General features: G+C 69.4%; 20 protein-coding genes. 8 read left to right on the forward strand and 12 right to left on the reverse strand.

Annotated elements, in window-relative coordinates; genetic code table 11:
- Positions 1–11: 11 nt before the first annotated feature.
- On the reverse strand, positions 12–755 hold the full coding sequence (locus NUG20_RS02805) for an SDR family oxidoreductase (protein ID WP_263396946.1): 744 nt from the start codon (positions 753–755) through the stop codon (positions 12–14).
- Between the two features lie 100 nt (positions 756–855).
- On the opposite strand from NUG20_RS02805, the gene NUG20_RS02810 reads away from it, so the two are divergent.
- Positions 856–1749 carry an AraC family transcriptional regulator gene (locus NUG20_RS02810; protein WP_263396947.1) on the forward strand — a complete coding sequence of 298 codons (894 nt, stop codon included), beginning with the start codon at positions 856–858 and terminating at the stop codon, positions 1747–1749.
- Positions 1750–1939: 190 nt separating this feature from the next.
- Here the strand turns inward: NUG20_RS02810 and accC are convergent, their stop codons facing one another.
- The 4 genes from accC to NUG20_RS02830 all read right to left on the reverse strand — a co-directional run bounded on the left by accC (position 1940) and on the right by NUG20_RS02830 (position 5108).
- Positions 1940–3307 (reverse strand): acetyl-CoA carboxylase biotin carboxylase subunit, encoded by a 1368-nt coding sequence (accC, locus tag NUG20_RS02815; RefSeq protein ID WP_263396948.1) that lies wholly within the window; start codon positions 3305–3307, stop codon positions 1940–1942.
- 144 nt (positions 3308–3451) lie between these two features.
- Complete coding sequence (gene accB, locus NUG20_RS02820) at positions 3452–3931, reverse strand: acetyl-CoA carboxylase biotin carboxyl carrier protein (protein ID WP_263396949.1); 480 nt, start codon at positions 3929–3931, stop codon at positions 3452–3454.
- A gap of 93 nt (positions 3932–4024) precedes the next feature.
- Positions 4025–4471, reverse strand: coding sequence for a type II 3-dehydroquinate dehydratase (gene aroQ, locus NUG20_RS02825; protein WP_263398376.1), 447 nt, complete (start codon positions 4469–4471; stop codon positions 4025–4027).
- Positions 4472–4784: 313 nt separating this feature from the next.
- Positions 4785–5108: a winged helix-turn-helix transcriptional regulator gene (locus NUG20_RS02830; protein ID WP_263396950.1), complete on the reverse strand. Its 324-nt coding sequence runs from the start codon at positions 5106–5108 to the stop codon at positions 4785–4787.
- Between the two features lie 145 nt (positions 5109–5253).
- Here NUG20_RS02830 and gstA point away from each other — a divergent pair, with 145 nt between their 5' ends.
- The gene (gene gstA / locus NUG20_RS02835) at positions 5254–5883 is read left to right on the forward strand and encodes a glutathione transferase GstA (RefSeq protein ID WP_263396951.1); all 630 of its coding nucleotides are present in this window, start codon (positions 5254–5256) and stop codon (positions 5881–5883) included.
- Positions 5884–6154: 271 nt separating this feature from the next.
- Positions 6155–7549, forward strand: a complete 1395-nt coding sequence (locus NUG20_RS02840; protein ID WP_263396952.1) for an FAD/NAD(P)-binding protein — start codon at positions 6155–6157, stop codon at positions 7547–7549.
- 170 nt (positions 7550–7719) lie between these two features.
- Here NUG20_RS02840 and NUG20_RS02845 read toward each other — a convergent pair whose 3' ends face one another.
- From NUG20_RS02845 to NUG20_RS02870, 6 genes are all read right to left on the reverse strand, one after another.
- On the reverse strand, positions 7720–7845 hold the full coding sequence (locus NUG20_RS02845) for a hypothetical protein (RefSeq protein ID WP_263396953.1): 126 nt from the start codon (positions 7843–7845) through the stop codon (positions 7720–7722).
- Positions 7846–7939: 94 nt separating this feature from the next.
- Complete coding sequence (locus tag NUG20_RS02850; RefSeq protein WP_263396954.1) at positions 7940–8467, reverse strand: hypothetical protein; 528 nt, start codon at positions 8465–8467, stop codon at positions 7940–7942.
- Positions 8468–8962: 495 nt separating this feature from the next.
- The gene (locus NUG20_RS02855; protein ID WP_263396955.1) at positions 8963–9547 is read right to left on the reverse strand and encodes a TlpA disulfide reductase family protein; all 585 of its coding nucleotides are present in this window, start codon (positions 9545–9547) and stop codon (positions 8963–8965) included.
- Entirely contained in the window at positions 9544–11829 is a 2286-nt protein-coding gene (locus NUG20_RS02860; RefSeq protein ID WP_263396956.1) for a protein-disulfide reductase DsbD family protein, read from the reverse strand. Before NUG20_RS02860 ends, NUG20_RS02855 begins: the two co-directional genes overlap by 4 nt.
- 4 nt (positions 11830–11833) lie before the next feature.
- A complete protein-coding gene (gene cutA / locus NUG20_RS02865; protein ID WP_263396957.1) occupies positions 11834–12166 on the reverse strand; it encodes a divalent-cation tolerance protein CutA in 333 nt (110 codons plus the stop codon).
- 476 nt (positions 12167–12642) lie between these two features.
- Entirely contained in the window at positions 12643–14409 is a 1767-nt protein-coding gene (locus NUG20_RS02870; protein ID WP_263396958.1) for an endonuclease, read from the reverse strand.
- A gap of 273 nt (positions 14410–14682) precedes the next feature.
- Between NUG20_RS02870 and NUG20_RS02875 the strand changes: the two genes are divergently transcribed.
- The 4 genes from NUG20_RS02875 to NUG20_RS02890 all read left to right on the forward strand — a co-directional run bounded on the left by NUG20_RS02875 (position 14683) and on the right by NUG20_RS02890 (position 19173).
- The gene (locus NUG20_RS02875; RefSeq protein WP_263111158.1) at positions 14683–14970 is read left to right on the forward strand and encodes a co-chaperone GroES; all 288 of its coding nucleotides are present in this window, start codon (positions 14683–14685) and stop codon (positions 14968–14970) included.
- 137 nt (positions 14971–15107) lie between these two features.
- Complete coding sequence (groL, locus tag NUG20_RS02880; protein ID WP_263396959.1) at positions 15108–16754, forward strand: chaperonin GroEL; 1647 nt, start codon at positions 15108–15110, stop codon at positions 16752–16754.
- 452 nt (positions 16755–17206) lie between these two features.
- The gene (locus NUG20_RS02885) at positions 17207–18280 is read left to right on the forward strand and encodes a 3-deoxy-7-phosphoheptulonate synthase (RefSeq protein ID WP_263396960.1); all 1074 of its coding nucleotides are present in this window, start codon (positions 17207–17209) and stop codon (positions 18278–18280) included.
- Positions 18281–18888: 608 nt separating this feature from the next.
- Positions 18889–19173, forward strand: a complete 285-nt coding sequence (locus tag NUG20_RS02890) for a GIY-YIG nuclease family protein (protein WP_263396961.1) — start codon at positions 18889–18891, stop codon at positions 19171–19173.
- Between the two features lie 233 nt (positions 19174–19406).
- Here NUG20_RS02890 and NUG20_RS02895 read toward each other — a convergent pair whose 3' ends face one another.
- Entirely contained in the window at positions 19407–20927 is a 1521-nt protein-coding gene (locus NUG20_RS02895; protein ID WP_263396962.1) for a succinyl-CoA:acetate CoA-transferase ScpC, read from the reverse strand.
- Between the two features lie 154 nt (positions 20928–21081).
- Here NUG20_RS02895 and NUG20_RS02900 point away from each other — a divergent pair, with 154 nt between their 5' ends.
- On the forward strand, positions 21082–23274 hold the full coding sequence (locus NUG20_RS02900; protein ID WP_263396963.1) for a translocation/assembly module TamB domain-containing protein: 2193 nt from the start codon (positions 21082–21084) through the stop codon (positions 23272–23274).
- Positions 23275–23320: the final 46 nt, after the last annotated feature.

A 23320-nucleotide genomic window follows, 5' to 3' on the forward strand; every position in this document is an offset into this window, starting at 1 on the left:
GCGCGGTACAGCTAGCGCTGTTCGGACAGCGCCACGGCATCGGCGCCGGCCGGAAAATGCAGTCGCTCGGACACGTCGTTGGCCGCTTGCCAAATCGCCTGGGCGACGTCGCTCGCCGTGGTCACCGCCGCCGGTTGGCCCAGGCGCGAGAACACTTCGTGGGCAAACGGCGCGTAGGCGTCGGGGATCAGGCCCTGCATGCGCTGCTGCCCGTTGGCGGTGAACCGGGTGGACGGACCGTAGCCGGGTTCCACCAGCTTGACCCGCACGCCGAACGCCTGCAGTTCGTGGCGCAGCGACGCGGTGAAGCCCTGCACCGCGGTCTTGCTCGCCGTGTACGCGGCCACCAGCGGGAACGGCGCGAGCGTGGCGCTGGAGGTCACGTTGACGATGACGCCCGCGGCGCGCTCGCGGAACCGGGGAATCGCGGCCTGGCACATCGCCATGACGCCGAAGGTGTTGGTCTCGAACACCTCGCGCACGGTCGCCATCGGCGTGGCCTCGAACGCGCCGAACAGCCCGATGCCGGCATTGTTGACGAGCGCGTCAATGGGGCCGGCCGCCTCCAGCGCCCGCGCGATGCTGTCGGGCTGCGTCACGTCCAGCGCCAGCATGCGCAGCTCGGGCGAGGCCGGCAGCAGCGCCGGGTGCGGCTGGCGCATGGTGGCCACGACGTTCCAGCCTTGGGCCAGGAAGTGGCGCGCGGTTTCCAGGCCGTAGCCGGAGGAGCAGCCAGTGATCAGGACGCTCTTCATTTCGTTCTCCAAGAGTGAGTGGACTCGGGAAGAAACGATAGGCCAGCCGCCTCGGATGATCGATAATGCAGAATCCGTTTTGTTTTAGCCAAAGTCCGAAATGCATGATCCGCTTTCCGACGTCGTCCGCCTGCTCCACCCCCGCGCGGTGTTCGCCAACCTCATCAGCGGCAAGGGCAACTGGGCGGTGCGCTATGCCGAGTACGGGCAACCGGGGTTCTGCATCGTCCTGGAAGGCACCGCCGTGCTGGCGGTGGACGGGCATGCGCCGGTCACGATCGGCGCCGGCGATTTCGTGCTGCTGCCGACCACGCCGGCGTTCACGCTCTCCAGCCTGGTGCCGGCGCCGCCGGTGTTCATCGATCCGAAGATCGTCCCCGGCGGGCAGGGCGAACGGCGCCATGGCGATCCGGACGGCGCGCCGGACATGCGCTCGTTGGGCGGCGCGTTCGAGTTCGACGGCGCCCATGCCGGGCTGCTGGTTTCGCTGCTGCCGGCGGTGGTCCATGTGCGCGGCGCGGGCCGCCTGATGCAGCTGGTGCAGATGGTGGGCGAGGAATACCAGGACCGGAAGCCGGGCAACGACTACATGCTGTCCCGGCTGGTCGAGATGCTGCTGGTCGAGGCCATGCGCTGGACGACGGCCGGCAGCGCGCCGCCGGGCCTGCTGCGCGGCCTGGGCGACGAACGGCTGGCGCTGGCGCTCAAGCAGATCCACGGGCGCATCGACCACGCCTGGACCGTGGGCGAACTGGCGCGCGCGGCGGCGCTGTCGCGCTCGACGTTCTTCGAGCGGTTCACCCGCACCGTCGGCGTGCCGCCGATGGAGTACGTGCTGGCCTGGCGCATGCAGGTGGCCAAGGACCTGCTGCGGCGCGGCGGATCGAGCGTGGCCGAGGTCGCCGAACGCATCGGCTACGGCTCCACCAGCGCCTTCAGCGTCGCCTTCAGCCGGCAGGTGGGCGCACCGCCGAGCCGCTATGCGAAAGCCTGACCAGGGGCGGCAGCCGTTGCGCTGAAACGAAAAAGCCGCCTTTTCTGCGGAAAAAGCGGCCCTTTTCGCCTCAAATCGCTTGACAGCGATTTCCCCCGGGACATCATCCTGCCGTCCCGAGTCCCGAGTCCCGAGTCCCGAGTCCCGAGTCCCGAGTCCCGAGTCCCGAGTCCCGAGTCCCGGCTCCACCTCAAACCAACGCGATCGACTTGTTCTTGCGCTCGGCCAGCCGCTTTTCCAGGTAGTGGATGTTTTGCCCGCCGGCCTGGAAGCCCTTGTCGCGCATGATCCGCTGCTGCAGCGGGATGTTGGTCTTGATCCCGTCCACCACCATCTCGCTCAGCGCCACGCGCATGCGCGCGATCGCGGTGTCGCGGTCGGGGCCGTGCACGATCAGCTTGCCGATCATCGAGTCGTAGTTCGGCGGCACCTTGTAGCCGCTGTAGATGTGCGTGTCCACGCGCACGCCGGGGCCGCCGGGCGGGTGGAAGCCGGTGATCAGGCCCGGGTTGGGCATGAACGTCTCCGGGTCCTCGGCATTGATGCGGCACTCGATCGCATGGCCGCGCAGCACGATGTCGCTCTGCTTGATGCTCAGCTTCTGCCCGGCGGCGATGCGCAGCTGCTCGCAGACCAGGTCGATGCCGGTGATGCGCTCGGTGACCGGGTGCTCGACCTGGATGCGCGTGTTCATTTCGATGAAGTAGAAGCTGCCGTTCTCGAACAGGAACTCGAAGGTGCCGGCGCCGCGGTAGCCGATGCGCACGCACGCGTCCACGCAGACCTTGCCGATCTCGTTGCGCAGCGCTTCGCTGATGCCCGGCGCCGGCGCTTCCTCCACCACCTTCTGGTGGCGGCGCTGCATCGAGCAGTCGCGCTCGCCCAGGTGGATGGCGTTGCCCTGGCCGTCGGCCAGCACCTGGATCTCCACGTGGCGCGGATTCTCCAGGAACTTCTCCATGTACACCTGGTCGTTGCTGAAAGCGGCCTTGGCCTCGGACTTGGTGGTCTCGATCGCCGCCTTCAGCGCCGCCTCCGAATGCACCACGCGCATGCCGCGGCCGCCGCCGCCGCCGGCCGCCTTGATGATCACCGGATAGCCGATCTCGCGCGCGACCTTGGTGTTGGCGACGATGTCGTCGCCCAGCGGGCCGCCCGAGCCGGGCACGCACGGCACGCCGGCGGCCTTCATCGCGCGGATCGCCTCGACCTTGTCGCCCATCAGGCGGATGGTGTCGGCCTTGGGCCCGATGAAGATGAAGCCGGACTGCTCCACGCGCTCGGCGAAGTCGGCGTTTTCCGACAGGAAGCCGTAGCCGGGATGGATGGCCTGCGCGTCGGTGACCTCGGCCGCGGCGATCAGTGCCGGGATGTTGAGGTAGCTCTCGGCCGAGGACGCCGGGCCGATGCACACCGACTCGTCGGCCATCGCCACGTGCTTGAGGTTGCGGTCGACGGTGGAATGCACCGCGACCGTGCGGATGCCGAGCGTGTGGCACGCGCGCAGGATGCGCAGCGCGATTTCGCCGCGATTGGCGATGACGACTTTATCTAGCATTGGATGGGATTCCGGACGCGGGGTTGTCTCTTCGGGACCGGGGACCGGGGACCAGGGACCGGAAAGAGCAGGAGCCAAGCGCGGTGCGCTTTTTTGGCTTTTGCCTTTCCCGGTCCCCGGTCCCTGGTCCCCGGTCCCGGCGGCTCAGCCAATCACGAACAACGGCTGATCGAACTCCACCGGCACGCCGCTCTCGCTGAGGATCGCGACGATGGTGCCGGAGACGTCGGCTTCGATCGGGTTGAACATCTTCATCGCCTCGATGATCGCCAGGGTCTCGCCGGCCTTCACCGCCTGGCCGACGCTGACGAACGCCGGCTTGTCCGGCGACGGCGAGGTGTAGAAGGTGCCGACCATCGGCGCGCGCAGCACGTGGCCCTCGGGCAGGGCGTTGCCGGGCTTGGCGGTGCCGCCGGTGGAGGCCTCGGTGGGCGAGCTCATCGGCATCGGCGCGGCCGCCGGCGGCGCGGCGGGGGCCGGCGCGGCGTACTGCGGGGCGCTGGCCATCATGCCCGTGGGCGTGCGCGCCAGGCGCACGCTTTCCTCGCCTTCCTTGATCTCGATCTCGGCGAGATTGGATTCTTCCAGCAGGTCGATCAGCTTCTTGATTTTACGGAGATCCATAACGGCCTCTTGAGGTGAATCGGGGAAAGACCGGGCACGCGGCCCGGCGAACTCGAAAAGAAGGGGCGCCGCGCGCTGCAGGCGGGGTGCGGCTCATGCGCTGGTCCCCAGCCGGGCCAGCGCCGCGTCCATCGCATAGCGGTAGCTGTCGGCGCCGAAGCCGCAGATCACGCCGACCGCGTGGTCGCTGAAATAGCTGTGGTGGCGGAACGGCTCGCGGCTGTGCGGGTTGGACAGGTGGATCTCGATGAACGGGAGCGCCACCGCCGCCAGCGCGTCGCGCAGAGCCACCGAGGTGTGGGTGAACGCAGCCGGGTTGATCAGGATGAAGGCGGTGCCGTCGCCACGCGCGGCCTGCACCCGTTCCACCAGCACGTGTTCGGCGTTGGACTGCAGGCTGTCGAGCTGGTGTCCTGCTGCGCTGGCCTGGGCCAGCAGCGCCGCATCGATCTGCGCCAGTGTCGCGTGCCCATAGACCCCCGGCTCGCGGGTGCCGAGCAGGTTGAGGTTGGGGCCGTGCAGCAGCAGCAGTCGCGCCATGGAGGACAAAGCAGCGGAAAGGGCGGCAGTCTGCGCGAAGCCGGCATTACTGTCCAGTTCGGCGAAGTTGCGCATGTTTTAAACGGATGTTTGGTTCTGCGGCCTATGCACCGGGGCGACTTGGCACGCAAGCTATGGATCGTCCCTGCCGTCGCTCATCCTGTCCCAGCGCAGCGATCGAACCGGCGAGGAGGGAAGACGATGTGCCGCGCCAGGTCGCGGGAAGGTGAAGCGCGATGCTGCATGGCACTGCGCATTTCCGCCAGCCAGTGCTGAGGCGCGCGATCCGCACCGGCCGCCAGCCCCGCGGCGCTCAACTGGCAGCCCGCGCCTTGAGCCACAGCCCGAATTCCTTCATCACCGCCACCACGGGCTCCAGGCGGCGACCGTCCTCGGTCAGCGCGTATTCGACCTTGACCGGCACGGTCGGATACACGGTGCGCTGGACCAGGCCCGCTTCTTCCAGGGCTCTCAGGTCCAGGGTCAGCATCCGTTGCGAGATCGCCGGAATGTCGCGCCGCAGGACGTTGAACCGCTTGGGCCCGTCCAGCAGGTACGACACCAGCAACAGCCGCCATCGTCCGCCCAGCAGGCGCATGGCCTCTTCCACGGAGCAGCCGGAAACGTTGTCTTTCATCGCGGGTTCCTCGGCACTCGTCGCTAGGTATAAATTATGTACCTATACAACACTATAGTGCCTTCTTCCTTTTCTATACCCGGTTCCTAGAATGCAGCGGCCGCTCCGCCGAGACCGGCAGTCCCGCCTGTTTCTGGAGATCGCAATGAAGCTGTACTACATCCCGGCCGCCTGCTCGCTCGCGGCGCATATCGTGCTGCACGAGCTCGGCCTCGCCGCGACCCTGGTGAAGGTCGACCACAGGACGCACCTGGCCGAGGATGGAGCGGATTTCCATCGGGTCAATGCACTGGGCTACGTGCCGGCGCTCGAACTCGACGACGGCAGCGTGCTGCGCGAAGGCCCCGCCATCGTCCAGTACCTGGGCGACCGCAAGCCGGAACTGGGCCTGGTGCCGCGCGATGGCAGCATGGAGCGCTATCGCCTCCAGGAGTGGCTGAACTTCCTGAGCACCGAGATCCACAAGGGCTTCATTCCCCTGCTGTATGCGCGGCTCGCCGGCCAGTACGTGGACACCGCGCGGCCGAAGCTGGAGCAGCGCTTCGCCTGGATCGACGCGCAACTGGCCGATCGCCGGTTCCTGATGGGAGACGCCTTCACTGTCGCCGACGCCTATCTGTACGCGTTGGTCGGCTGGGGGCAGGCGTCCTGGCTGACGTCGCACTACAAGGCCGACATCCACTTCGACGGCTTGCAGCATCTGGAAGCGTGGTACCGGCGCGTGCACGCGCGGCCTTCGGTGCAGCAGGCGCTGGGCGAAGAAGGGCTTCAGTAGGTCGACGTCGCGCCGGCGTGTGTGTGTCCTTGGTGTGTTTCCTGGGCAATGCGAGAAACGATCGCTGCGTACGGGCAATCGTGCATTTCCACGGCCACGCGCCGAGCGCGCGGACCCTGTTGCGAAGGCCCGCCGGACGCGGCTCATGTAGCAGGCGCATGTGCTGATGCCTGATCGGCATGCGCCGCAACGCGCGCATTAACCGGCGATTTACACCCGCGGCCGGCATCCCGGGCACAAAGGACGCCCCGACCGGCCAAGAGTGCGAGCCATGCGAATTGCGATCATCGGCGCAGGATTCTGCGGCAACGTGCTGGCCGCAGAGCTGGCCCGCCAGGGAGCGGCCAGCCGCATCACCCTGGTCGGCGTGGCCGACACCTTCGGCCGCGGCATCGCCTACGGCGCGGCGCGGCCGGAACACCTGTTGAACGTGCGCGCCAAGGACCTGGGCGTGGACCCGCAGGATCCGGGCGGGTTCGCCGACGCCTTGCAGCTCGATGCCGCGCAGCGCTTGGAATTCCTGCCGCGGCTGCGCTATGGCCGCTACCTGGAGCAGCACCTGGACGCGGCGCTGGCCGCGTCGGCCGTCGAGGTGGCGCGGGTGACCGAGGAGGCGGTGGCGGTGGAGCGCGATCCGGACGGCTTCCGCATCTTCCTGGCCAACGGCGAGGACGTGGTCAGCGACGTGGTGGTACTGGCGATCGGCGCACTGCCGCCGGCGGCGCTGCCGGGCATCGGCCCGCGCCTGGCGGTGCACCGGCGCTACATCGGCTGGCCGTGGCAGGACGGGGTGCTGGACGAGGTGTCGCCGCAGGCGCGGCTGTTGCTGGTCGGCACCGGTCTGACCATGGCCGATGTCGCGCTGACCCTGCGCCGCCGCGGCCATCGCGGCCCGATCACCGCGTTGTCGCGGCGCGGCCTGGCGCCGCAGGCGCACCTGGCGGTGCCGGGCGCGCCGGTGACGCTGCCGCCGAGCGTGGCGCAGGCGCTGCGCCACCACGATCTGGCCGGCCTGGTGCGCAGCCTGCGCCAGCTGACCACGGTGGTGGAAGACTGGCGCAGCGTGGTGGATGCGCTGCGCCCGCACCTGCAACCGTTCTGGCAGGGCCTGGCGCCGGCGGCGCGCGCGCGCTTCCTGCGCCACCTGCGTCCGTACTGGGAAGCGGCGCGGCATCGGCTGGCGCCGGCCGCGGCCAGCGCGTTGGCGCAGCTGCAGCAGCAGGGCCAGTTGCGCATCCGCGCCGGGCGCCTGCTGCGCGCGCGGCTGGGCGAACACGCGGTGGAGGCGGTGGTCCGCGATCGCGCCAGCAGCAGCGCGCGTACCGAAACCTTCGACGTGCTGATCCGCGCCACCGGGCTGGACACCGACGTCGCCCGCACCAGCCATCCGCTGGTCGCGTCGATGCGCGATGCCGGCCTACTGCAGGCCGATCCGCTGGGCCTGGGGCTGGTCGTCGACGCGCGCCTGCAGGTGCGCGACGGCAGCGGCCATCCGGTCCCCGGCCTGTACTGCCTGGGGCCGCTGCTGCGCGGCGTGCTGTGGGAGATCACCGCGGTGCCGGAACTGCGCGCGGGCGCGCAGCGCCTGGCCGCGGAGCTGGCGGCGCTGGGGCAGGCGCGGAGCGCAGGTGGCGGCGTCGGCGAGGCGCAGCGGCAAGCGCTTTAGCGGGACCCGATCGAGGCGAGGCCCGGTGTGGCCGCGGCTACTGTGGGAGCGACTGAAGTCGCTCCCACAATGATTAATGATTGCGGCCAGCGGACCGGACCGCCACCAGGCCGGATCAAGCGCGATCGCGCCGGTCGCCACCAAGGCCGTTCAAACAAGAAGCTGAAGCTTCAGTCCGATCGCGCCCAGTGCTCCGCTTCGCCCGGCGCGAACGGGCCGAGTTTCTGCTTGATGCGGCCGTCGGCGTCGATCGGCGCGCTGTACGGCATCAGGCTCTGGGCCTCGCCCAGGCGCACGCTGGCGTCGGCGAAGTTGCGATTGTTTTAGACGGATGTTTCTTATGGCGGGCGCTGCCGCGGCGCGAAACGCGCCTGGGCGGCCGGCTCGCCCTCATCCGCCGGCGCCCGATTCGCGTCCCCGTGCCCGTCTGGCGAGCCACATGGCCGCCGGCCATGCGATGCGATGGGCCGCAGCGGAGATCCCCGCCACCACCAGGGCGATGATGCCTGGAAGCACCGAGCCGAACACGAACGTCATGCCGAGCACGAAACCGAAGCCGTACTCCGCGCGGTAGGCGGGCACCACGAGGCCCGAGGCCAATATCGCCAGAAACAGCGCCGACGCCGCTGGCTCGTTGCCGGCGACGAAGGCCGCCGACAGCGCCGCGCCCGCGGCGAGCGCGGCGACGAAAGCGGCCAGCGCGCGCGGCAGTGCCGAAGGGCTGGCGTGCGCCCTGCGGCAGACCGACCGGCCGGCCAGGGCGCCCAGCAGCGGAAGCACGATCAAGCCCCACCAGTTCGAAATCGCGGGCAGGTCGGCGCGGTCGAGCAAGTGATGGCTCTTGACCCCGCCGTGCGTGTATTCCCAGCCCAGGTGCAGTGCGGCCGCCGCGAGGGCAAGTCCCAGCGCGACCGGCATCAGCCAACGACGATCCTGTTTCGGCATTCCCATCCCCAGTGCGAGCAGCCGTCTTGGCCAGGTTGAACCGCTGCGGCCGCGCGTGGCGCGGGCGGCCGCTTTGTTCGATTCGATGGTAGGCCGTGCTTGAACGCACACAACGTGCTGGGCGGCATCGTGACTTCCAGCCCTTGGCCGCGGATTTCGCCCCCCGACCCTCACCCCAGCCCCTCTCGGGCGAGAGGCTTGTTGCTTGCCCATTGCTTGCCATGCGCCGCAGCGAGGGATCCCGCTCCGGTTCGGCCAGCCGTTCGGCGGCCGTCAAGCCAGCGCGGTGCGCCGCGTGCCCGGTGTGGCGAGCAAGCCTGGCTTCGCGAGCAGGATGGGCTTGGAGCGGCCGCGTTGACTACGCCGCCGCGAAGATGTCAGCAGTCGGTGTCGGATGCCGCGCCGTCTGCGCAAGCACGCGCGCGACGGCACATGCGCAGGCCGCAGCATCGTTCCGGAAGATCGCGCCTACGGCAGTCGCGCCCAGCGCTCCGCTTCGCCGGGCGCGAATGGGCCCAGCTTCTGCCGCACGATGCGGCCGTCGGCGCCGATCAGCACGCTGTAGGGCAGCAGGCCCTGGGTGTCGCCCAGGCGCACGCTGGCGTCGGCCGGGCCGGGCGTTTCCAGCGCGATCGGGTAGGCGATCGGCACCCGTTGCAGGAAGGCGCGCACGTCCTCGGGGCGGTCCAGGGCGATGCCGAGCACCTGCAGGCCGTCGGCCGGCTGCGCCTGCGCCAGGCGGTCGAGCTCGGGCATCTCGCGCACGCACGGCTCGCACCAGCTGGCCCAGACGTTGACCAGCAGCGGGCGGCCACGGAACCGTTCCAGGGTCAGGCTGCCGCCGTCGAGCGTGGGCAGGCGCAGCGCCGGCGCCATGTCGCCGGGGCGGGCCGCGGCGACGCGTGCGGGTGCGGCGGGAGCAGTTGTCGCGGTGCCGGTGGCCGGCGTCGGCGACGAGGTCGTCGGCACGCGCCACCACAGCTGCGCGGCGGCCACGCCCAGCACCGCCGCCACCGCGGCGACCGCGAGCAGCCGCGGCGGCGTGGCCTTCATCGCGCCGCGCGTAGCAGGGCGTCCTCGACCACCGCCTGGCTCAGCACCGGCGGCAGCACGGTCGGCGGCGCGCCGGGGCCGTAGACCACGTACAGCGGCACGCCGACCGCTTTGTGCTCGGCGAGGAAGGCGCTGATGCGCTGGTCCTCGTTGGTCCAGTCGCCTTTCATGTACACCGCATCGACGCGCTTAAGCGTGTCGCGGAAGGCGTCGCCGCTGAACACGTTGCGCTCGTTGGCCTTGCAGGTCACGCACCAGTCGGCGGTCATATTGACGAACACCACGCGGTTGTCGGTGCGCAGCCGGTCCAGCATCTCCGGCGAATAGGCCACCGTGTTGCGCTCCACCGTGGCGCCGGGCGCCGGCAGCCGGGTCACGCCCCAGGCCGGCACCAGCGCCAGCAGCAGCAACACGCTGGCCAGGCGCATGCCCGCCTTGTGTCCGCGCCAGCGCGCGCGCTCGAACCACCACAGGCCCAGCGCCAGCAGCGTGGCGCCGACCAGCAGCAGCGCCACCGCATCCACGCCGCGCTGCTTGCCCAGCACCCACAGCAACCAGATCGCGGTCAGGTACATCGGGAACGCCAGCACCTGCTTGAGCGTTTCCATCCACGCGCCGGGCTTGGGCAGGCGCCTGGCCAGCGAGGGCACGAAGCCGATCAGCAGGAACGGCAGCGCCAGCCCCAGGCCCAGGGTCAGGAACACCAGCATCGCCATCGCCGGCGGCGCGGTCAGCGCATAGCCCAGCGCCGGGCCCATGAACGGGCCGATGCAGGCGCTGGACACCACGCAGGCCAGCACGCCGGTGAAGAAGTCGCCGACCGGGCCGCTGCGGGTGGACAGCGATTGGCCCAGGCCGCCGAGGTTGGCGCTCAGGGTGAACACGCCCGACAGGCTCAGGCCGACCACGAACATCAGGTACACCAGCACCGCGACGAAGCCCGGGCGCTGCAACTGGAAGCCCCACAGCAGGCGCGCGGCGACGGCGATGCCGCCGACCACGGCGAAGGACACCAGCACGCCCAGCGTGTACCACAGCGCATGGCTGCGCGCGCGGCTGCGGCTCTCGCCGCTCTGCGCCACGCCCAGCACCTTCAGCGACAGGATCGGCAGCACGCACGGCAGCAGGTTCAGCACCAGCCCGCCGCCCAGCGCCAGCAGCAGCATCCACAGCAGGTTCTGCGGCTCGGCCTGCGGCGCGGTGCTGCGCGCGGCGTTGTGCACCGACGCATCGGGCGGCGTCGCCGCGTCGGCCGCGGTCACCGGGGTCGCGGTGTCGGCGGCCGCGGCGCTGGCGTCGGCCTGGCTGCTGTTGAGCGGCGTCACCAGCAACGGCGCCACCTCGGCCTGGCCGTCGGGGCTGACCTTGCCCTTGGGCAGCGACAGCTTCACCCGCCGGGTCATCGGCGGATAGCAGATGCCCTCGCTCTGGCAGCCCTGGAAGGTGGCGACCAGGGTCGCCTCGGCCGCATCGGCGCGCTGGCGCTGCAGCGGCACGGTGACCTCGGCCTGGTCGAAATACACCACCACGTTGCCGAAATGCTCGTCCTTGTGCGAGCGGCCCTGCGGCCACTGCGGCATGCCGGTGCGGATGCCGGCGGCGCCTTCCAGCGCCAGCGCGGTGCGGTCGCGATACAGGTAGTAGCCCGGCGCCGGGGTGAAGCGCAGCAGCAGGGTGTTGCCGTCGCCGACGATGGCCTCGAAACCGAACGCCTGGTCCGACGGCAGCGGCAGCCCCTGCACGGCGTTGGCGCCAGCGCCGAACAGCGGCTTGGCGGCAGGGCCGGCGTTGCCCGGACCGCTGCCGGGCAGCGGCGAGGACGCGGCCGCGGCCGCGCCGGTCTCTTCCGCCGGCAGCGCCACGCTGAGCAGGCGCTTCTGCGGCGGATAGCAGACCCCGGCATCGGCGCAGCCCTGGTAGCGCACTTCCACCTGCAGCGTGTCCACGCCGCTGGCGGCGGCGCCGGTCTGCACCGCGCTCAGCTGGCCGCGGTAGGTTTCCACCTCGCCGAAGTAGGGGTCGGTCTTCTTGTGCCCGGCGGGAAGTTGCAGGGTCGGGTTGGCCTTGAAGCCGCTCTCCACCCGCACCGCGATCCGGTGCCGGTACAGGTAGTAGCCGTCGGCGATCTTCCAGTGCAGCGCGATGCGGCCGCGCTCCGGCGCCTGCGCGGTAAGCACGAAGGCCTGGTCGACCGGCAGCAGGTCCTTTTCGTTGATCGCCAGGGCGGGGAAGGCGGCCATGGCCAGCAGGCACAGGGCGGCGAGACGGTGCAGCAAGGTCATCGGCTTACGGTTCCTCACGGGTTTCGGCATGCACCCACTGCAGGTAGGCGGGCAGGCCGCCGGCGACCTCGAGCTCGATCAGTTCGGGGACGTCGTAGGGATGCAGTTCGCTCAGCCGCCGCTGCAACGCGGGGACGCGGTCGGCAGCGGTCTTGATCAGCAGCAGCACTTCCTCGGCCTGCTCCACGGCGTCCTGCCAGCGATAGGTCGACTGCACGCCGGGCAAGCGGCTCACGCACGCGGCCAACCGTTCCTCGACCAAGACCTGCGCGATGCGCGCGGCGCTGGCCGGATCGGGGCAGGTGCTGAACAGCAAACGGAGCGGGGGCGAAGACATGCGGCCGACAGTATAGGGACGCCGGCAGGGCTTTGCCGGCGCGTATGGGCAGTGGGTCCGCGGACGGCGGCGGCCGGTTGCGATGGCGTGCGCGGCAGTCGGCGATGGCCGCGCGGCCCTTGGCCGGCATGGCCCGTGGCCGCGGCGCCGCGCCTGCGCCGGTACCGCCGCAAGGGGCGGGGCGGACGCGTGCGGATGCCGCCGGCGGGCGGCGGTTCTAACCAGACAAGCAGATTTCATGACGCAGGCAGCGGTGCCGGCGTGTCCTCGTGTCACGCGATTGCCGCAGGCACGGCACGCAGCGTCGCGACACCTCGTGCAGCCGTGGAGCCCGGTCGTGTGTGTGCCGGTCGTCCCAGGGCCTGCGGAATGCGGCGATGGCGGCGATGCGCGCGCCGCGCGCAGGAGCGACCGGGGCGATGCCCAGGCCGCGCCGCCAACCCCGGCGCGCCGCGATCGGCGCGCCGGGGGTTACGTCAGTTGAGCAGCTGGCAGCTCGCCGGCTTGGCCGAGGTGAACAGCCCGGAGGTCGCCCACTCCGGATGGTCGATGAACGGATTGCGGTTGCCCTGGAAGCTGTAGATCACTTCGTTGCGGGCGCGCTCGGCATCGTCCGGCGGATCCAGCTGGCTCCACGCGATCAGCGTCGACAGCAGGCCCATGTAGGCCGGCGAGGCCGAGGTCTGCACGATCTTGCTGCGGTCGTCGGTCAGCTCCAGGTCCGGCTCGGACTGCCCGGTGCCGGCGTCGGTGCCGCCTTCGTAGCGGATCGCCATGTACATCACCGCGCGCGCCATGTCGCCCTTGCGGTGGTTCCACACCTCGAAGCTGCCGCCGTTGCCGTCCGGGGTGCGCACCCAGTTGGAATTGCCCGGGTAGCTGCCGCTGCCGCCGCCGAAACCGGCATTGGCCTCGGTGATGCGCTCGCCGCAGTTGCTGTCGCAGTTCGCGTAGGGCTTGTTGCCGCGGTCGGCGTTCCAGGTGGCGTCGGTCAGGTACAGCATGTGCGTGTCGGTGTACGGCGCGTAGGGCAGGCCCTTGTCGCCGCTGGCCGAGCCGAAGCCGAGCGAATTCGGCCAGCTGTGCTCGCGGTTGTAGCGCAGGCCGCTGCCGCTGCCGGCACGGTCGCTGACCTTGGCGTAGCTGCGGTTGCGGTAGGCGTCGAGGATGCGCCCGCTGTTGTTCGGGTCCTCGTCGGCGATCTCCAGGATGGTCCAGGTGCTGGTGCCGGAGCTGCTGCTGTACGGGTAGACGGTGTGGCCCTTGATCGTCTCGTGCAGCGAGCAACGCAACTGGCTGGCATTGGCGGTGTTGACCCGCGAGTAGTAGCCGGTGCTGCCGCCGCCACCGCTGGCGACGCTGAAGGCGATGCTGCCGTCCTGCGCCGGATGCGCGCCGCCGGCGTCGCTGACGCGTGCGGCGAGGATGCTCAGGCTGCAGCTTTCGCCGGCGGCCAGCGCGGTGTTGGTGGAGATCGCGAACTGGCTGCCGCTGTTCGGGTAGCTCAGCGCCACCGTGCCGGACTGGCTGCAGCTCAGCGCGAACGCGCCGCTGGCCAGGCTCACCGTCTCGCTGAAGGTCACCGCCAGGTCGCCGGCGGCGGGGAAGTTGCTGGCGCCCTGGGTGGGCGTGGTCGAGACCACCGACGGCGCGGTGTTGCTGCTGCCGCCGCTGAAGGTCTGGCCGCTGTTGCAGGCGCCGAAGCTGCTGGCCGAGCTGCCGGCCCAGGTGAAATTGGCGGCCGCGCTGCCGTTGCTGCCGCGCAGCTGCAGCGAGGTGCCGGCCGCGGTGCTGTTGCTCTCGCTGACCGGCAGGTTCTGGCTGGTCAGGCCGGCGGCCGGGCCGCCGCCGCCGGTGATCGCGCCCTCGTAGCTGAGGAACTGCACCACCTGGCCGCTGCCGTCGACCAGCGCCAGGCCGTCGTTGGCGCCGTTCTGCACGCCGTTGCTGGCATAGCCGACGGTGGCGATGCGCACCTGCCCGCCGCAGCTGACCAGGTTGCCGGCCGGCACCGCGGTATTGGCGTACGCCACCGCGGCGCCCGGATTGCTGCCGTTGTACAGGTAGACCTTGTAGCCGCTCAGGCTCTCGCCGGCGGTGGCGACGATCTCCACGCCCTCGCCGGTGTCGCCGGCGGCGGTGGCATCGTCGTAGTGCAATTCGTTGATGAATACGGCGGCCTGGGCGGGGCCGGCCAGGGCCAGCAGACAGGCGAGGGGTAGCGCAACGGCGGATGGCTTCATCGACAACTCCTTTTGGATGGTCCCCCCTGGGTCTGCGAGACTAGCCTGCCTCTGTGACAGCGTGCGGAATCCGGGTACCAGTTCCGCAGCCCGGGCGGGCAGCAGGGCGAAATTTTTTGCGGCCGGCCCTTGAAAGGGCGCCGGCCAGCACCACATCAAGCGCATCCCGGCACACCGGGTTTTTTCGCGAGCGTTGCTGGCAGTCGTCACATGCGAGTGCTAACATCGCCAGCCTTTCCTAGACCAATCAATCACTTAAGAGGGTCTCTCTCAATGAGCATCAAGCCGCTTCACGACCGCGTCGTAGTCAAGCCGATCGAAGCCGACGAAATTTCCGCCGGTGGCATCGTGATCCCGGACTCGGCCAAGGAAAAGTCCACCAAGGGCGAGATCGTGGCCATCGGCAGCGGCAAGCCGCTGGACAACGGCAGCGTCCGCGCTCCGGCGGTCAAGGTCGGTGACAAGGTTATCTACGGCCAGTACGCCGGCTCCAGCTACAAGTCCGAAGGCGTCGAGTACAAGGTGCTGCGCGAAGACGACATCCTGGCGATCGTCGGCTAAAACGCCGCCGATCGCGGGATTCGGGAGTGGGGATTCGGGATTCGCGCTGCGCTCGCCGCGGCGCGGTCCCGGGTTTCCCCCGAATCCCGCTCTTGGCCAATCCCTAATCCCCAATCACGAATTCCGGAGTTACACACATGGCTGCCAAAGATATCCGTTTCGGTGAAGACGCTCGTTCGCGCATGGTGCGCGGCGTCAACATTCTCGCCAATGCCGTCAAGGCCACCCTGGGTCCGAAGGGCCGCAACGTCGTGCTCGAAAAAAGCTTCGGCGCCCCGACCATCACCAAGGACGGCGTCTCCGTCGCCAAGGAAATCGAGCTTGCCGACAAGTTCGAGAACATGGGCGCGCAGATGGTGAAGGAAGTCGCCTCCAAGACCTCCGACAACGCCGGCGACGGCACCACCACCGCCACCGTGCTGGCGCAGGCGCTGATCCGCGAAGGTTCCAAGGCGGTCGCCGCCGGCATGAACCCGATGGACCTCAAGCGCGGCATCGACAAGGCCGTCGTGGCCGCCGTGGCCGAGCTGAAGAAGATCAGCAAGCCCACCGCCGACGACAAGGCGATCGCCCAGGTCGGCACCATCTCGGCCAACTCCGACGAGTCGATCGGCAACATCATCGCCGACGCGATGAAGAAGGTCGGCAAGGAAGGCGTCATCACCGTTGAAGAAGGCTCGGGCCTGGACAACGAGCTGGACGTGGTCGAGGGCATGCAGTTCGACCGCGGCTACCTGTCGCCGTACTTCATCAACAACCAGCAGAGCCAGTCGGCCGACCTGGACGACCCGTTCATCCTGCTGCACGACAAGAAGATCTCCAACGTCCGTGACCTGCTGCCGGTGCTGGAAGGCGTGGCCAAGTCGGGCAAGCCGCTGCTGATCGTCGCCGAGGAAGTCGAAGGCGAAGCGCTGGCGACCCTGGTGGTCAACACCATCCGCGGCATCGTCAAGGTCGTGGCGGTCAAGGCGCCGGGCTTCGGCGACCGTCGCAAGGCGATGCTGGAAGACATGGCCGTGCTGACCGGCGGCACCGTGATCTCCGAGGAAGTGGGCCTGGCGCTGGAGAAGGCGACCATCAAGGACCTGGGCCGCGCCAAGAAGGTGCAGGTCTCCAAGGAGAACACCACCATCATCGACGGCGCCGGCGAAACCACCGGCATCGAGTCGCGCATCAAGCAGATCAAGGCGCAGATCGAAGAGACCTCTTCGGACTACGACCGCGAGAAGCTGCAGGAGCGCGTGGCCAAGCTGGCCGGCGGCGTGGCGGTGATCAAGGTCGGTGCCTCGACCGAGATCGAGATGAAGGAAAAGAAGGCGCGCGTCGAAGACGCCCTGCACGCGACCCGTGCGGCCGTGGAAGAAGGCGTGGTCCCGGGCGGCGGTGTGGCCCTGGTGCGCGCGCTGACCGCGATCGGCGAGCTGAAGGGCGCCAACGAAGATCAGACCCACGGTATCCAGATCGCGCTGCGCGCGATGGAAGCGCCGCTGCGCGAGATCGTCACCAACGCCGGCGAAGAGCCGTCGGTGATCCTGAACCGCGTCAAGGAAGGCACCGGTAACTTCGGTTACAACGCCGCCAACGGCGAGTTCGGCGACATGGTCGAGTTCGGCATCCTGGACCCGACCAAGGTGACCCGTTCGGCGCTGCAGAACGCCGCGTCGATCGCCGGCCTGATGATCACCACCGAAGCGATGGTGGCCGATGCGCCGAAGAAGGAAGAGCCGGCCGCCGGTGGCGGCATGGGCGGCGGCATGGGTGGCATGGGCGGCATGGATTTCTGATCCGCGCCGGCGCAAGCCGACCTGCAGTACGCAGTCGAAAGGAGCCCCGCAGCGATGCGGGGCTCTTTTTTTGTGCGCGGTGGGATGTGTTCGACTTGAGCCGGGACTCGGGACAGGGGACTCGGGACTCGGAAGAGCCGAGAGCCGGCCTGCGCGCGAGAACCTGCCCTGCGAGTCCCGAGTCCCGAGTCCCGAGTCCCGAGTCCCGCAGCCACAGTTGCATCAGCAACTGTGGCACCCGCAAAAATCCTGTGCTATCAATGCATCCCATGAACGCCAACCGCAGCTTTTATTTTTGGTACTACGGTTTTCCGATGCCGCTGGCGGAGGAAGGAATGCGTTCACCCTGAAGGAAACTTCAGCCGCATCCCCGAAAGCCGCCAGCGAACCTGGCGGCTTTTTTCATGCCGCCGGACCTGGCTCCCCACCCAGACCCCCGACGAGAGATTCCCATGGCTCCCCACACCGACGATCTGCGCATCCGCAAGATCGAACCGCTGACCCCGCCCGCCCAGTTGCAGTCGCTGCTGCCCTGCGACGAAGAAGCCTCGCAGACCGTCGCGGCTTCGCGCGCGGCGCTGCATGAAATCCTGCACGGCCGCGACGACCGCCTGGCGGTGGTGATCGGTCCGTGCTCGATCCACGACCCGGTGGCGGCGATGGAGTACGCGCAGCGCCTCCGTCCGCTGCGCGACGCCTACGGCGATGCGCTGGAGATCGTGATGCGGGTGTACTTCGAGAAGCCGCGCACCACGGTCGGCTGGAAGGGCCTGATCAACGACCCCAACCTCGACGGCAGCTTCGACATCAACAAGGGCCTGCGCCTGGCGCGCGGCCTGCTGCGCGACATCAATCGCCTCGGCCTGCCGGCCGGCGTGGAATTCCTCGACATCATCTCGCCGCAGTACATCGCCGACCTGGTGGCCTGGGGCGCGATTGGCGCGCGTACCACCGAAAGCCAGGTGCACCGGGAAATGGCGTCGGGGCTGTCGTGCCCGGTCGGGTTCAAGAACGGCACCAGCGGCGACGTCAAGATCGCGGTCGATGCGGTCGGCGCGGCCTCGCATCCGCATCATTTCCTGGCGGTGACCAAGGACGGGCAGACCGCGGTCGCCGCGACCACCGGCAATCCCGATTGCCACGTGATCCTGCGCGGCGGCAAGCTGCCCAACTACGATGCGGCCAGCGTCGACGCCGCCGGCCAGGTGCTGGAGAAGGCCGGGCTGCCGGCGCGGCTGATGGTCGATGCGAGCCACGCCAACAGCGGCAAGAACCCGGACAACCAGCCGAAGGTGGTCGAGGACATCGCCACGCAGCTGGAGGCCGGACAGACCCGCATCGTCGGAGTGATGGTGGAAAGCCACCTGGTCGGCGGGCGCCAGGAACTGGTCGACGGCCAGCCGCTGGTCTATGGGCAGAGCATCACCGACGGCTGCATCGATTGGGACAGCTCGGTGCAGGTGCTGGAGCGGCTGGCGCAGGCGGTGCGCGCACGGCGCCAGGCGCGGTTGTCGCAGGCGGCCTGAGCAAAGCGGCAACACCACACGGAACGCGTGCCGCTCTCACGCGTGCCGCTCTTCTGTAGGAGCGGCTTCAGCCGCGACGAGCGAAGGAGTGATCTCTCCACCTACGATGACAACAGGGGTGGAAGCTCTTCCACAGCGCGCGTAGCAGGGGCGCAGTCCTTATAGGCGGCTTCAGCGCGACATGCCGGCGTCGCCAGCAAAGGCTGGGGGCGCGTCCGATGCGGCGCCAGACATGGGCCGTCGAAGCGCTGTTGATCCGGTGACGGATCACAGGCAACGTCCGAGATGTCCGTTGCGTACCGCAAAAAAGACCCGGCCGTGCCGTCGAATCCAAAGGGAGAGAGCCTCGTCATCGACGGCATCCGGCCGGTGGTGAATTTATGCGCCCGCGCCGTGGCTGCGGTTTGCCGGCGTGTGCCAGCGACTGGCAAGGTGTTCGGGTTGCGTTAAAGCCGGTTTCGTAGCGGTTCAGCGCGGCGAGGCGATCGCGATGATCGGCATCGATGGGATGGGTTGGATCGGCAGAGACATGCCCAGAGGTCGAGCGCATAGGGCAATGCAATGCTGCGGACGGTGGCGCGAAGCGCGCGCTGGCCGATAATGCGCGCATGGCCGACTCCACGCCCTGGTTCCTGTATCTGCTCGAATGCCGCAACGGCAGCTACTACGCGGGCATCACCATCGACCTCGAGGCGCGCTTCCAGGCGCATCTGCGCGGCACCGGCGCCAAGTACACCCGCGCCAACCCGCCGCTGCGGCTGCTGGCCAGCCGCGCCTACCCGGATCGCGCCGCCGCCTCGCGCGCCGAATGGGCGCTCAAGCAACTGCCGCGCGCACGCAAACTAGCGTTCCTGCACGAGCCTGAGTTGGTTCTTTCGTCCATCGATTCATAGCGGAGGTTGTCGAGGTTCGGCCCCGGCAACTCCCGAAGTCGGCGGGTCCCTTCCTTCGTTCGTCGCGGCTGAAGCCGCTCCTACAGGGACTTGCGGCAAGCTTGCTGGGTGCACTGTAGGAGGGGCTTCAGCCCCGACAGTATCCTAGGCCGGCAGCCGTGCCGCTTCGCTCGTCGCGGCCGAAGTTGCAAGAAGCGAGGAAGCCGCGACGGCGACGTGCGCACCGCTCTCGATCAACCCGCGGCGTGCATGCTGCCGGTATCCAGCCAGCGCTGATGCCAGGACAGCGCCTCGGGCAGCAGGTGCGGGGTGTGCTTGCCGTAGCTGTCGTGCAGCGCGCGGTCGAAATAGTCCTGCAGCTGCGCGCGGTAGCTCGGGTCCACGCAGTGGTCGATCAGCTGGCGTGCGCGATGCCGCGGCGGCAGGCCGCGCAGGTCGGCCAGGCCGTGTTCGGTGACGACGATGGAGACGTCGTGCTCGGTGTGGTCGACATGGCTGACCATCGGCACGATCGCCGAGATGCTGCCCTGCTTTGCGGTGCTGGGGCTGAGGAAGATCGACAGGAAACTGTTGCGGGCGAAGTCGCCGGAGCCGCCGATGCCGTTCATGATGCGGCTGCCCATCACGTGGGTGGAGTTGACGTTGCCGTACAGGTCGGCCTCGATCATGCCGTTCATCGCGATGCAGCCCAGCCGCCGCACCAGCTCCGGATGGTTGGAGATCTCCTGCGTGCGCAGGATGATGCGCTCGCGGTAGAAATCGATGTTGCGCTTGAACTCCTCGTTCGCCTCCGGGCTCAGCGCGAAGCCGGTGCACGACGCGACCTTCAGTACGCCGCTGCGCAGCAGGTCGAGCATGCCGTCCTGGATCACCTCGGTGAAGGCGCTCAGGTCGCGGAAGCCGCTGCTGGCCAGCCCGGCCAGCACCGCATTGGGGATGTTGCCCACGCCCGACTGCAGCGGCAGCAGGTTGGCCGGCAGCCGGCCCTTGCCGACTTCGTGCTTGAGGAAGTCGATCAGGTGCGCGGCGATGCGCTCGCTGGTGGCGTCGGCCGCGGCGAACGGGCTGTTGCGGTCCGGGCCGTGGGTGCGCACCACCGCCACGATCTTGTCCGGATCGCAGCGCAGCGACGGTTCGCCGATGCGATCGTCGGCGTGCAGCAGCGGGATCGGCTTGCGCTGCGGCGGCAGCGCGGTGCCGTAGTACACGTCGTGCATGCCGTCGATGCCGGCCGGCTGCCAGTCGTTGACCTCCACGATCACTTTCTTGGCCAGGTCTAGCCAGGTCTTGTTGTTGCCGATCGAGGTCGACGGAATCAGGCTGCCGTCCTCGCGGATGCCGGCCACTTCGACCACCGCGGTGTCGATCTCGCCGTAGAAGCCGAACCACACGTGCTGGGCGACGTGGCTGAGGTGGATGTCGATGTAGTCCAGGGTGCCGGCGTTGATGCGCTGGCGCGCGTCCGGGTCGGTCTGGAACGGCATGCGCAGGGCGATGCCGTCGGCCTTGGCCAGCGCGCCGTCCAGTTCCGGCGCGGTGGAGGCGCCGGTCATCAGCTGGATCTTGAACGCCTGGCCCTGCAGGTGCGCGGCCTCGATCCGCTGCGCCAGCGCGATCGGCACCGCCTTCGGGTAGCCGGAGCCGGTGAAGCCGCTCATCGCCACCGTCTCGCCAGGCTGGATCAGCGCGGCCGCGGCCTCGGCGGTGACGACGCGCTCGCGCAGGCGCGCGTGGAGGATGCGTTCGGCGGACATGGGCAACCGTGTGGAAAGAGAGGGAGCGCCGATTATCGCGGATCGCGCCGGGTCCGGGTTTGCGCCGATGGGGCACTGGCGGCGCGCGGCTTTCACGCGCCCGACGCCGTAGCGCAGCGATAGTGCCGCAGTGCCGCCCTTCGCCCGCCTCTCGTTGAACGCCGCCCTCGAACGCTACCGGCGCTGGCCGCGGCCGTGGCGCCTGCTGCTGCGTGGGCTGCTGGTCGCCTATCTGCTGTACCTGCTGCTGGGCAACGTGTTCCTCAACACGCCGCTGTTCGACATGGCGACCAACCGCAAGCCGGAAAAATTCCGCATGCAGACCGGCCCGGCGCTGACCGTGCTGCCGGGCTTCGTCACCGCCTGGAACGTGCGCATGCGCGGCCATGTGCAGCGCACCGTGTGGACCCTGCGCGCCGACCGCGCCAGCGCGCGCATCGCGTTGCTGCCGCTGCTGCACCGCGAAGTGCGGCTGCCGTGGCTGGAGGCGGTGAACGTGATCGGCGAGATCGACCGCGTCGCCGACACCATCCCGCCGCCGCCGCCCAGCGACCAGGGCTGGACGCTGCGCTTCGATGCGATCCACAGCGGCACGCTGCGTCGCGCGCGCTTCGGCGACCTGGCGATCGAGGGCAAGGGCCACGGCACCGTGGGCTTCCTCAAGCAGTTGCGCGGCGGGCCGTCGGAACTGTTCCCGTCGCAGATCGTGTTCGACGACGCCAGCGTGCGCTACGGCAAGCGCCAAGTCGCCGACCAGGCGCACGTGGACGCGCGCTTCTCGTTCCCGCGCCACTACCGGGCGCAGGCGCCGGGCCTGCGCAAGCTGGGCATCGCCGACGTGGCGCTGCAAGTGCACGGACGCAGCGTGGCGCTGCGTATCGATACGGCCGGCGGCCAGACCCGGCTGAGTACCGAACCCGGACTCGGACACGTCGAAGCGAACCTGCGCATGCTGCGTGGCGAACTGCAGCCGGGCAGCAAACTCAACTGGCGGGTGCCGCTGCACGCCGGCGTCGGCGCCACCGACCGCGGCGTGCTGGCGCTGCTGCTCGACGTCGATCGCGACATCCGGCTGCGCGCGCGCCTGCCCGGCCAGGTCGACCCGCGCAGCATGATCGATGCCGACCTGCGCATCGCCGGGCGCAGCATTCCCTTCGCCGACCCGGCAGCGCTGCTGCCGCGGCTGTCCGGCACGCTGCAGGGGCGTTGGCATTTCGAATCGCTGAACTGGATCAGCGACCTGCTGGTGCGCAAGCCGTGGTTCCGGCTCGACGGCGGCGGCGACGTGTCCGCCGATCTGCGTCTGGCGCAGGGTGCGCTGCAGCCGGGCAGCCGCCTCGACGTCCCCGACGTGCAGGCGGTGGCCGACGTGCTGCAGGTGCGGATTCGCGGCAAGGCGCAGGCGATCGGACGCATCGTCGGCAGCGCCGCGCAGCCGCGCACGCAGGTGAACGTGCGCATGCACACGTTCGCGTTGACGCCGGTGGCCGAGCCCAAGGCGATCTTCGTGCAGGGCGAGGACCTGCGCCTGGACCTGGACGGCGACGGCACGCTGGCGACGCTGAAGGAATCGCTGCAGGCACGCCTGCGTTTCGACGATGCGCGCGTGCCCGACCTGCGCGCTTACAACCGCTACCTGCCGGCATCGCAGGTACGCGTGCTCGGCGGCAACGGCTCGCTCAGCGGTGACCTGCATCTGGACGCTGCCGGGCAGGTCGGCGCAGGCAACGTGCGCCTGCGCGGCCGCCAGGCGCAGTTGCAGGCCGCCGGGCTGGCGCTGGTGGGCGACCTCGACCTGGACGCGCGCTTGCGGCGTGCGGAACTGCACGGCAAGCGCTTCGATCTGAGCGGCAGCACGCTGCGCCTGCAAGGCGTGCGCTACGGCGAAGCGGCGAAACAGCGCGACTGGTGGGCCACGCTGCGCGTGCCGCGCGGCCGCATCGTCGCCGAGCCGGCCAAGCAGGCCGATGCGCAAGTACAGATCCAGATGCGCGACGCCGGCCCGGTGCTGGCGGTGTTCGCGCAGCGCAGCGAGGCGCCGGCGTGGCTGCTCAAGCTGGCCGATGCCGGACAGCTGGATGCGAGCGGTCAACTGCGTTGGCGCAAGGACGCGCTGTGGCTGGATCGCCTGTCCGCGGAAAACCAGCGCGTGTCGCTGCGCGCGCGCCTGCGCGTCGGCGATGCCGGCACCCAGGGCGACCTGTACGCGCGCTGGGGCGTGCTCGGCGTCGGCGTGGCGCTGCGCGGCGAACAGCGGCAATGGCATCTGCTCAACGCGCGCGAGTGGTACGAGCGGCAGCCGGCGTGGTTGCCGGACAGCGCGGCGCCGCCCGCGTCGAAACCCTGATCGAGTCGCAAGACGGCATCGGCTTCGCGCGTGGCTGCGGTCATGC

The sequence above is a fragment of the Xanthomonas sp. CFBP 8443 genome (genome assembly GCF_025666195.1).
Lineage (GTDB): Bacteria > Pseudomonadota > Gammaproteobacteria > Xanthomonadales > Xanthomonadaceae > Xanthomonas_A.

Bases quoted from the DNA above. Each gene is read 5' to 3' on its own strand.
- groL (WP_263396959.1), top strand. From the start codon at position 15,108: ATGGCTGCCAAAGATATCCGTTTCGGTGAAGACGCTCGTTCGCGCATG.
- NUG20_RS02830 (WP_263396950.1), bottom strand. From the start codon at position 5,108: ATGAAAGACAACGTTTCCGGCTGCTCCGTGGAAGAGGCCATGCGCCTG.
- NUG20_RS02840 (WP_263396952.1), top strand. From the start codon at position 6,155: ATGCGAATTGCGATCATCGGCGCAGGATTCTGCGGCAACGTGCTGGCC.
- cutA (WP_263396957.1), bottom strand. From the start codon at position 12,166: ATGTCTTCGCCCCCGCTCCGTTTGCTGTTCAGCACCTGCCCCGATCCG.
- NUG20_RS02850 (WP_263396954.1), bottom strand. From the start codon at position 8,467: ATGCCGGTCGCGCTGGGACTTGCCCTCGCGGCGGCCGCACTGCACCTG.
- gstA (WP_263396951.1), top strand. From the start codon at position 5,254: ATGAAGCTGTACTACATCCCGGCCGCCTGCTCGCTCGCGGCGCATATC.
- accB (WP_263396949.1), bottom strand. From the start codon at position 3,931: ATGGATCTCCGTAAAATCAAGAAGCTGATCGACCTGCTGGAAGAATCC.
- NUG20_RS02855 (WP_263396955.1), bottom strand. From the start codon at position 9,547: ATGAAGGCCACGCCGCCGCGGCTGCTCGCGGTCGCCGCGGTGGCGGCG.
- NUG20_RS02875 (WP_263111158.1), top strand. From the start codon at position 14,683: ATGAGCATCAAGCCGCTTCACGACCGCGTCGTAGTCAAGCCGATCGAA.
- NUG20_RS02885 (WP_263396960.1), top strand. From the start codon at position 17,207: ATGGCTCCCCACACCGACGATCTGCGCATCCGCAAGATCGAACCGCTG.
- NUG20_RS02870 (WP_263396958.1), bottom strand. From the start codon at position 14,409: ATGAAGCCATCCGCCGTTGCGCTACCCCTCGCCTGTCTGCTGGCCCTG.
- NUG20_RS02890 (WP_263396961.1), top strand. From the start codon at position 18,889: ATGGCCGACTCCACGCCCTGGTTCCTGTATCTGCTCGAATGCCGCAAC.
- NUG20_RS02895 (WP_263396962.1), bottom strand. From the start codon at position 20,927: ATGTCCGCCGAACGCATCCTCCACGCGCGCCTGCGCGAGCGCGTCGTC.
- NUG20_RS02810 (WP_263396947.1), top strand. From the start codon at position 856: ATGCATGATCCGCTTTCCGACGTCGTCCGCCTGCTCCACCCCCGCGCG.
- aroQ (WP_263398376.1), bottom strand. From the start codon at position 4,471: ATGGCGCGACTGCTGCTGCTGCACGGCCCCAACCTCAACCTGCTCGGC.
- NUG20_RS02860 (WP_263396956.1), bottom strand. From the start codon at position 11,829: ATGACCTTGCTGCACCGTCTCGCCGCCCTGTGCCTGCTGGCCATGGCC.
- NUG20_RS02805 (WP_263396946.1), bottom strand. From the start codon at position 755: ATGAAGAGCGTCCTGATCACTGGCTGCTCCTCCGGCTACGGCCTGGAA.
- accC (WP_263396948.1), bottom strand. From the start codon at position 3,307: ATGCTAGATAAAGTCGTCATCGCCAATCGCGGCGAAATCGCGCTGCGC.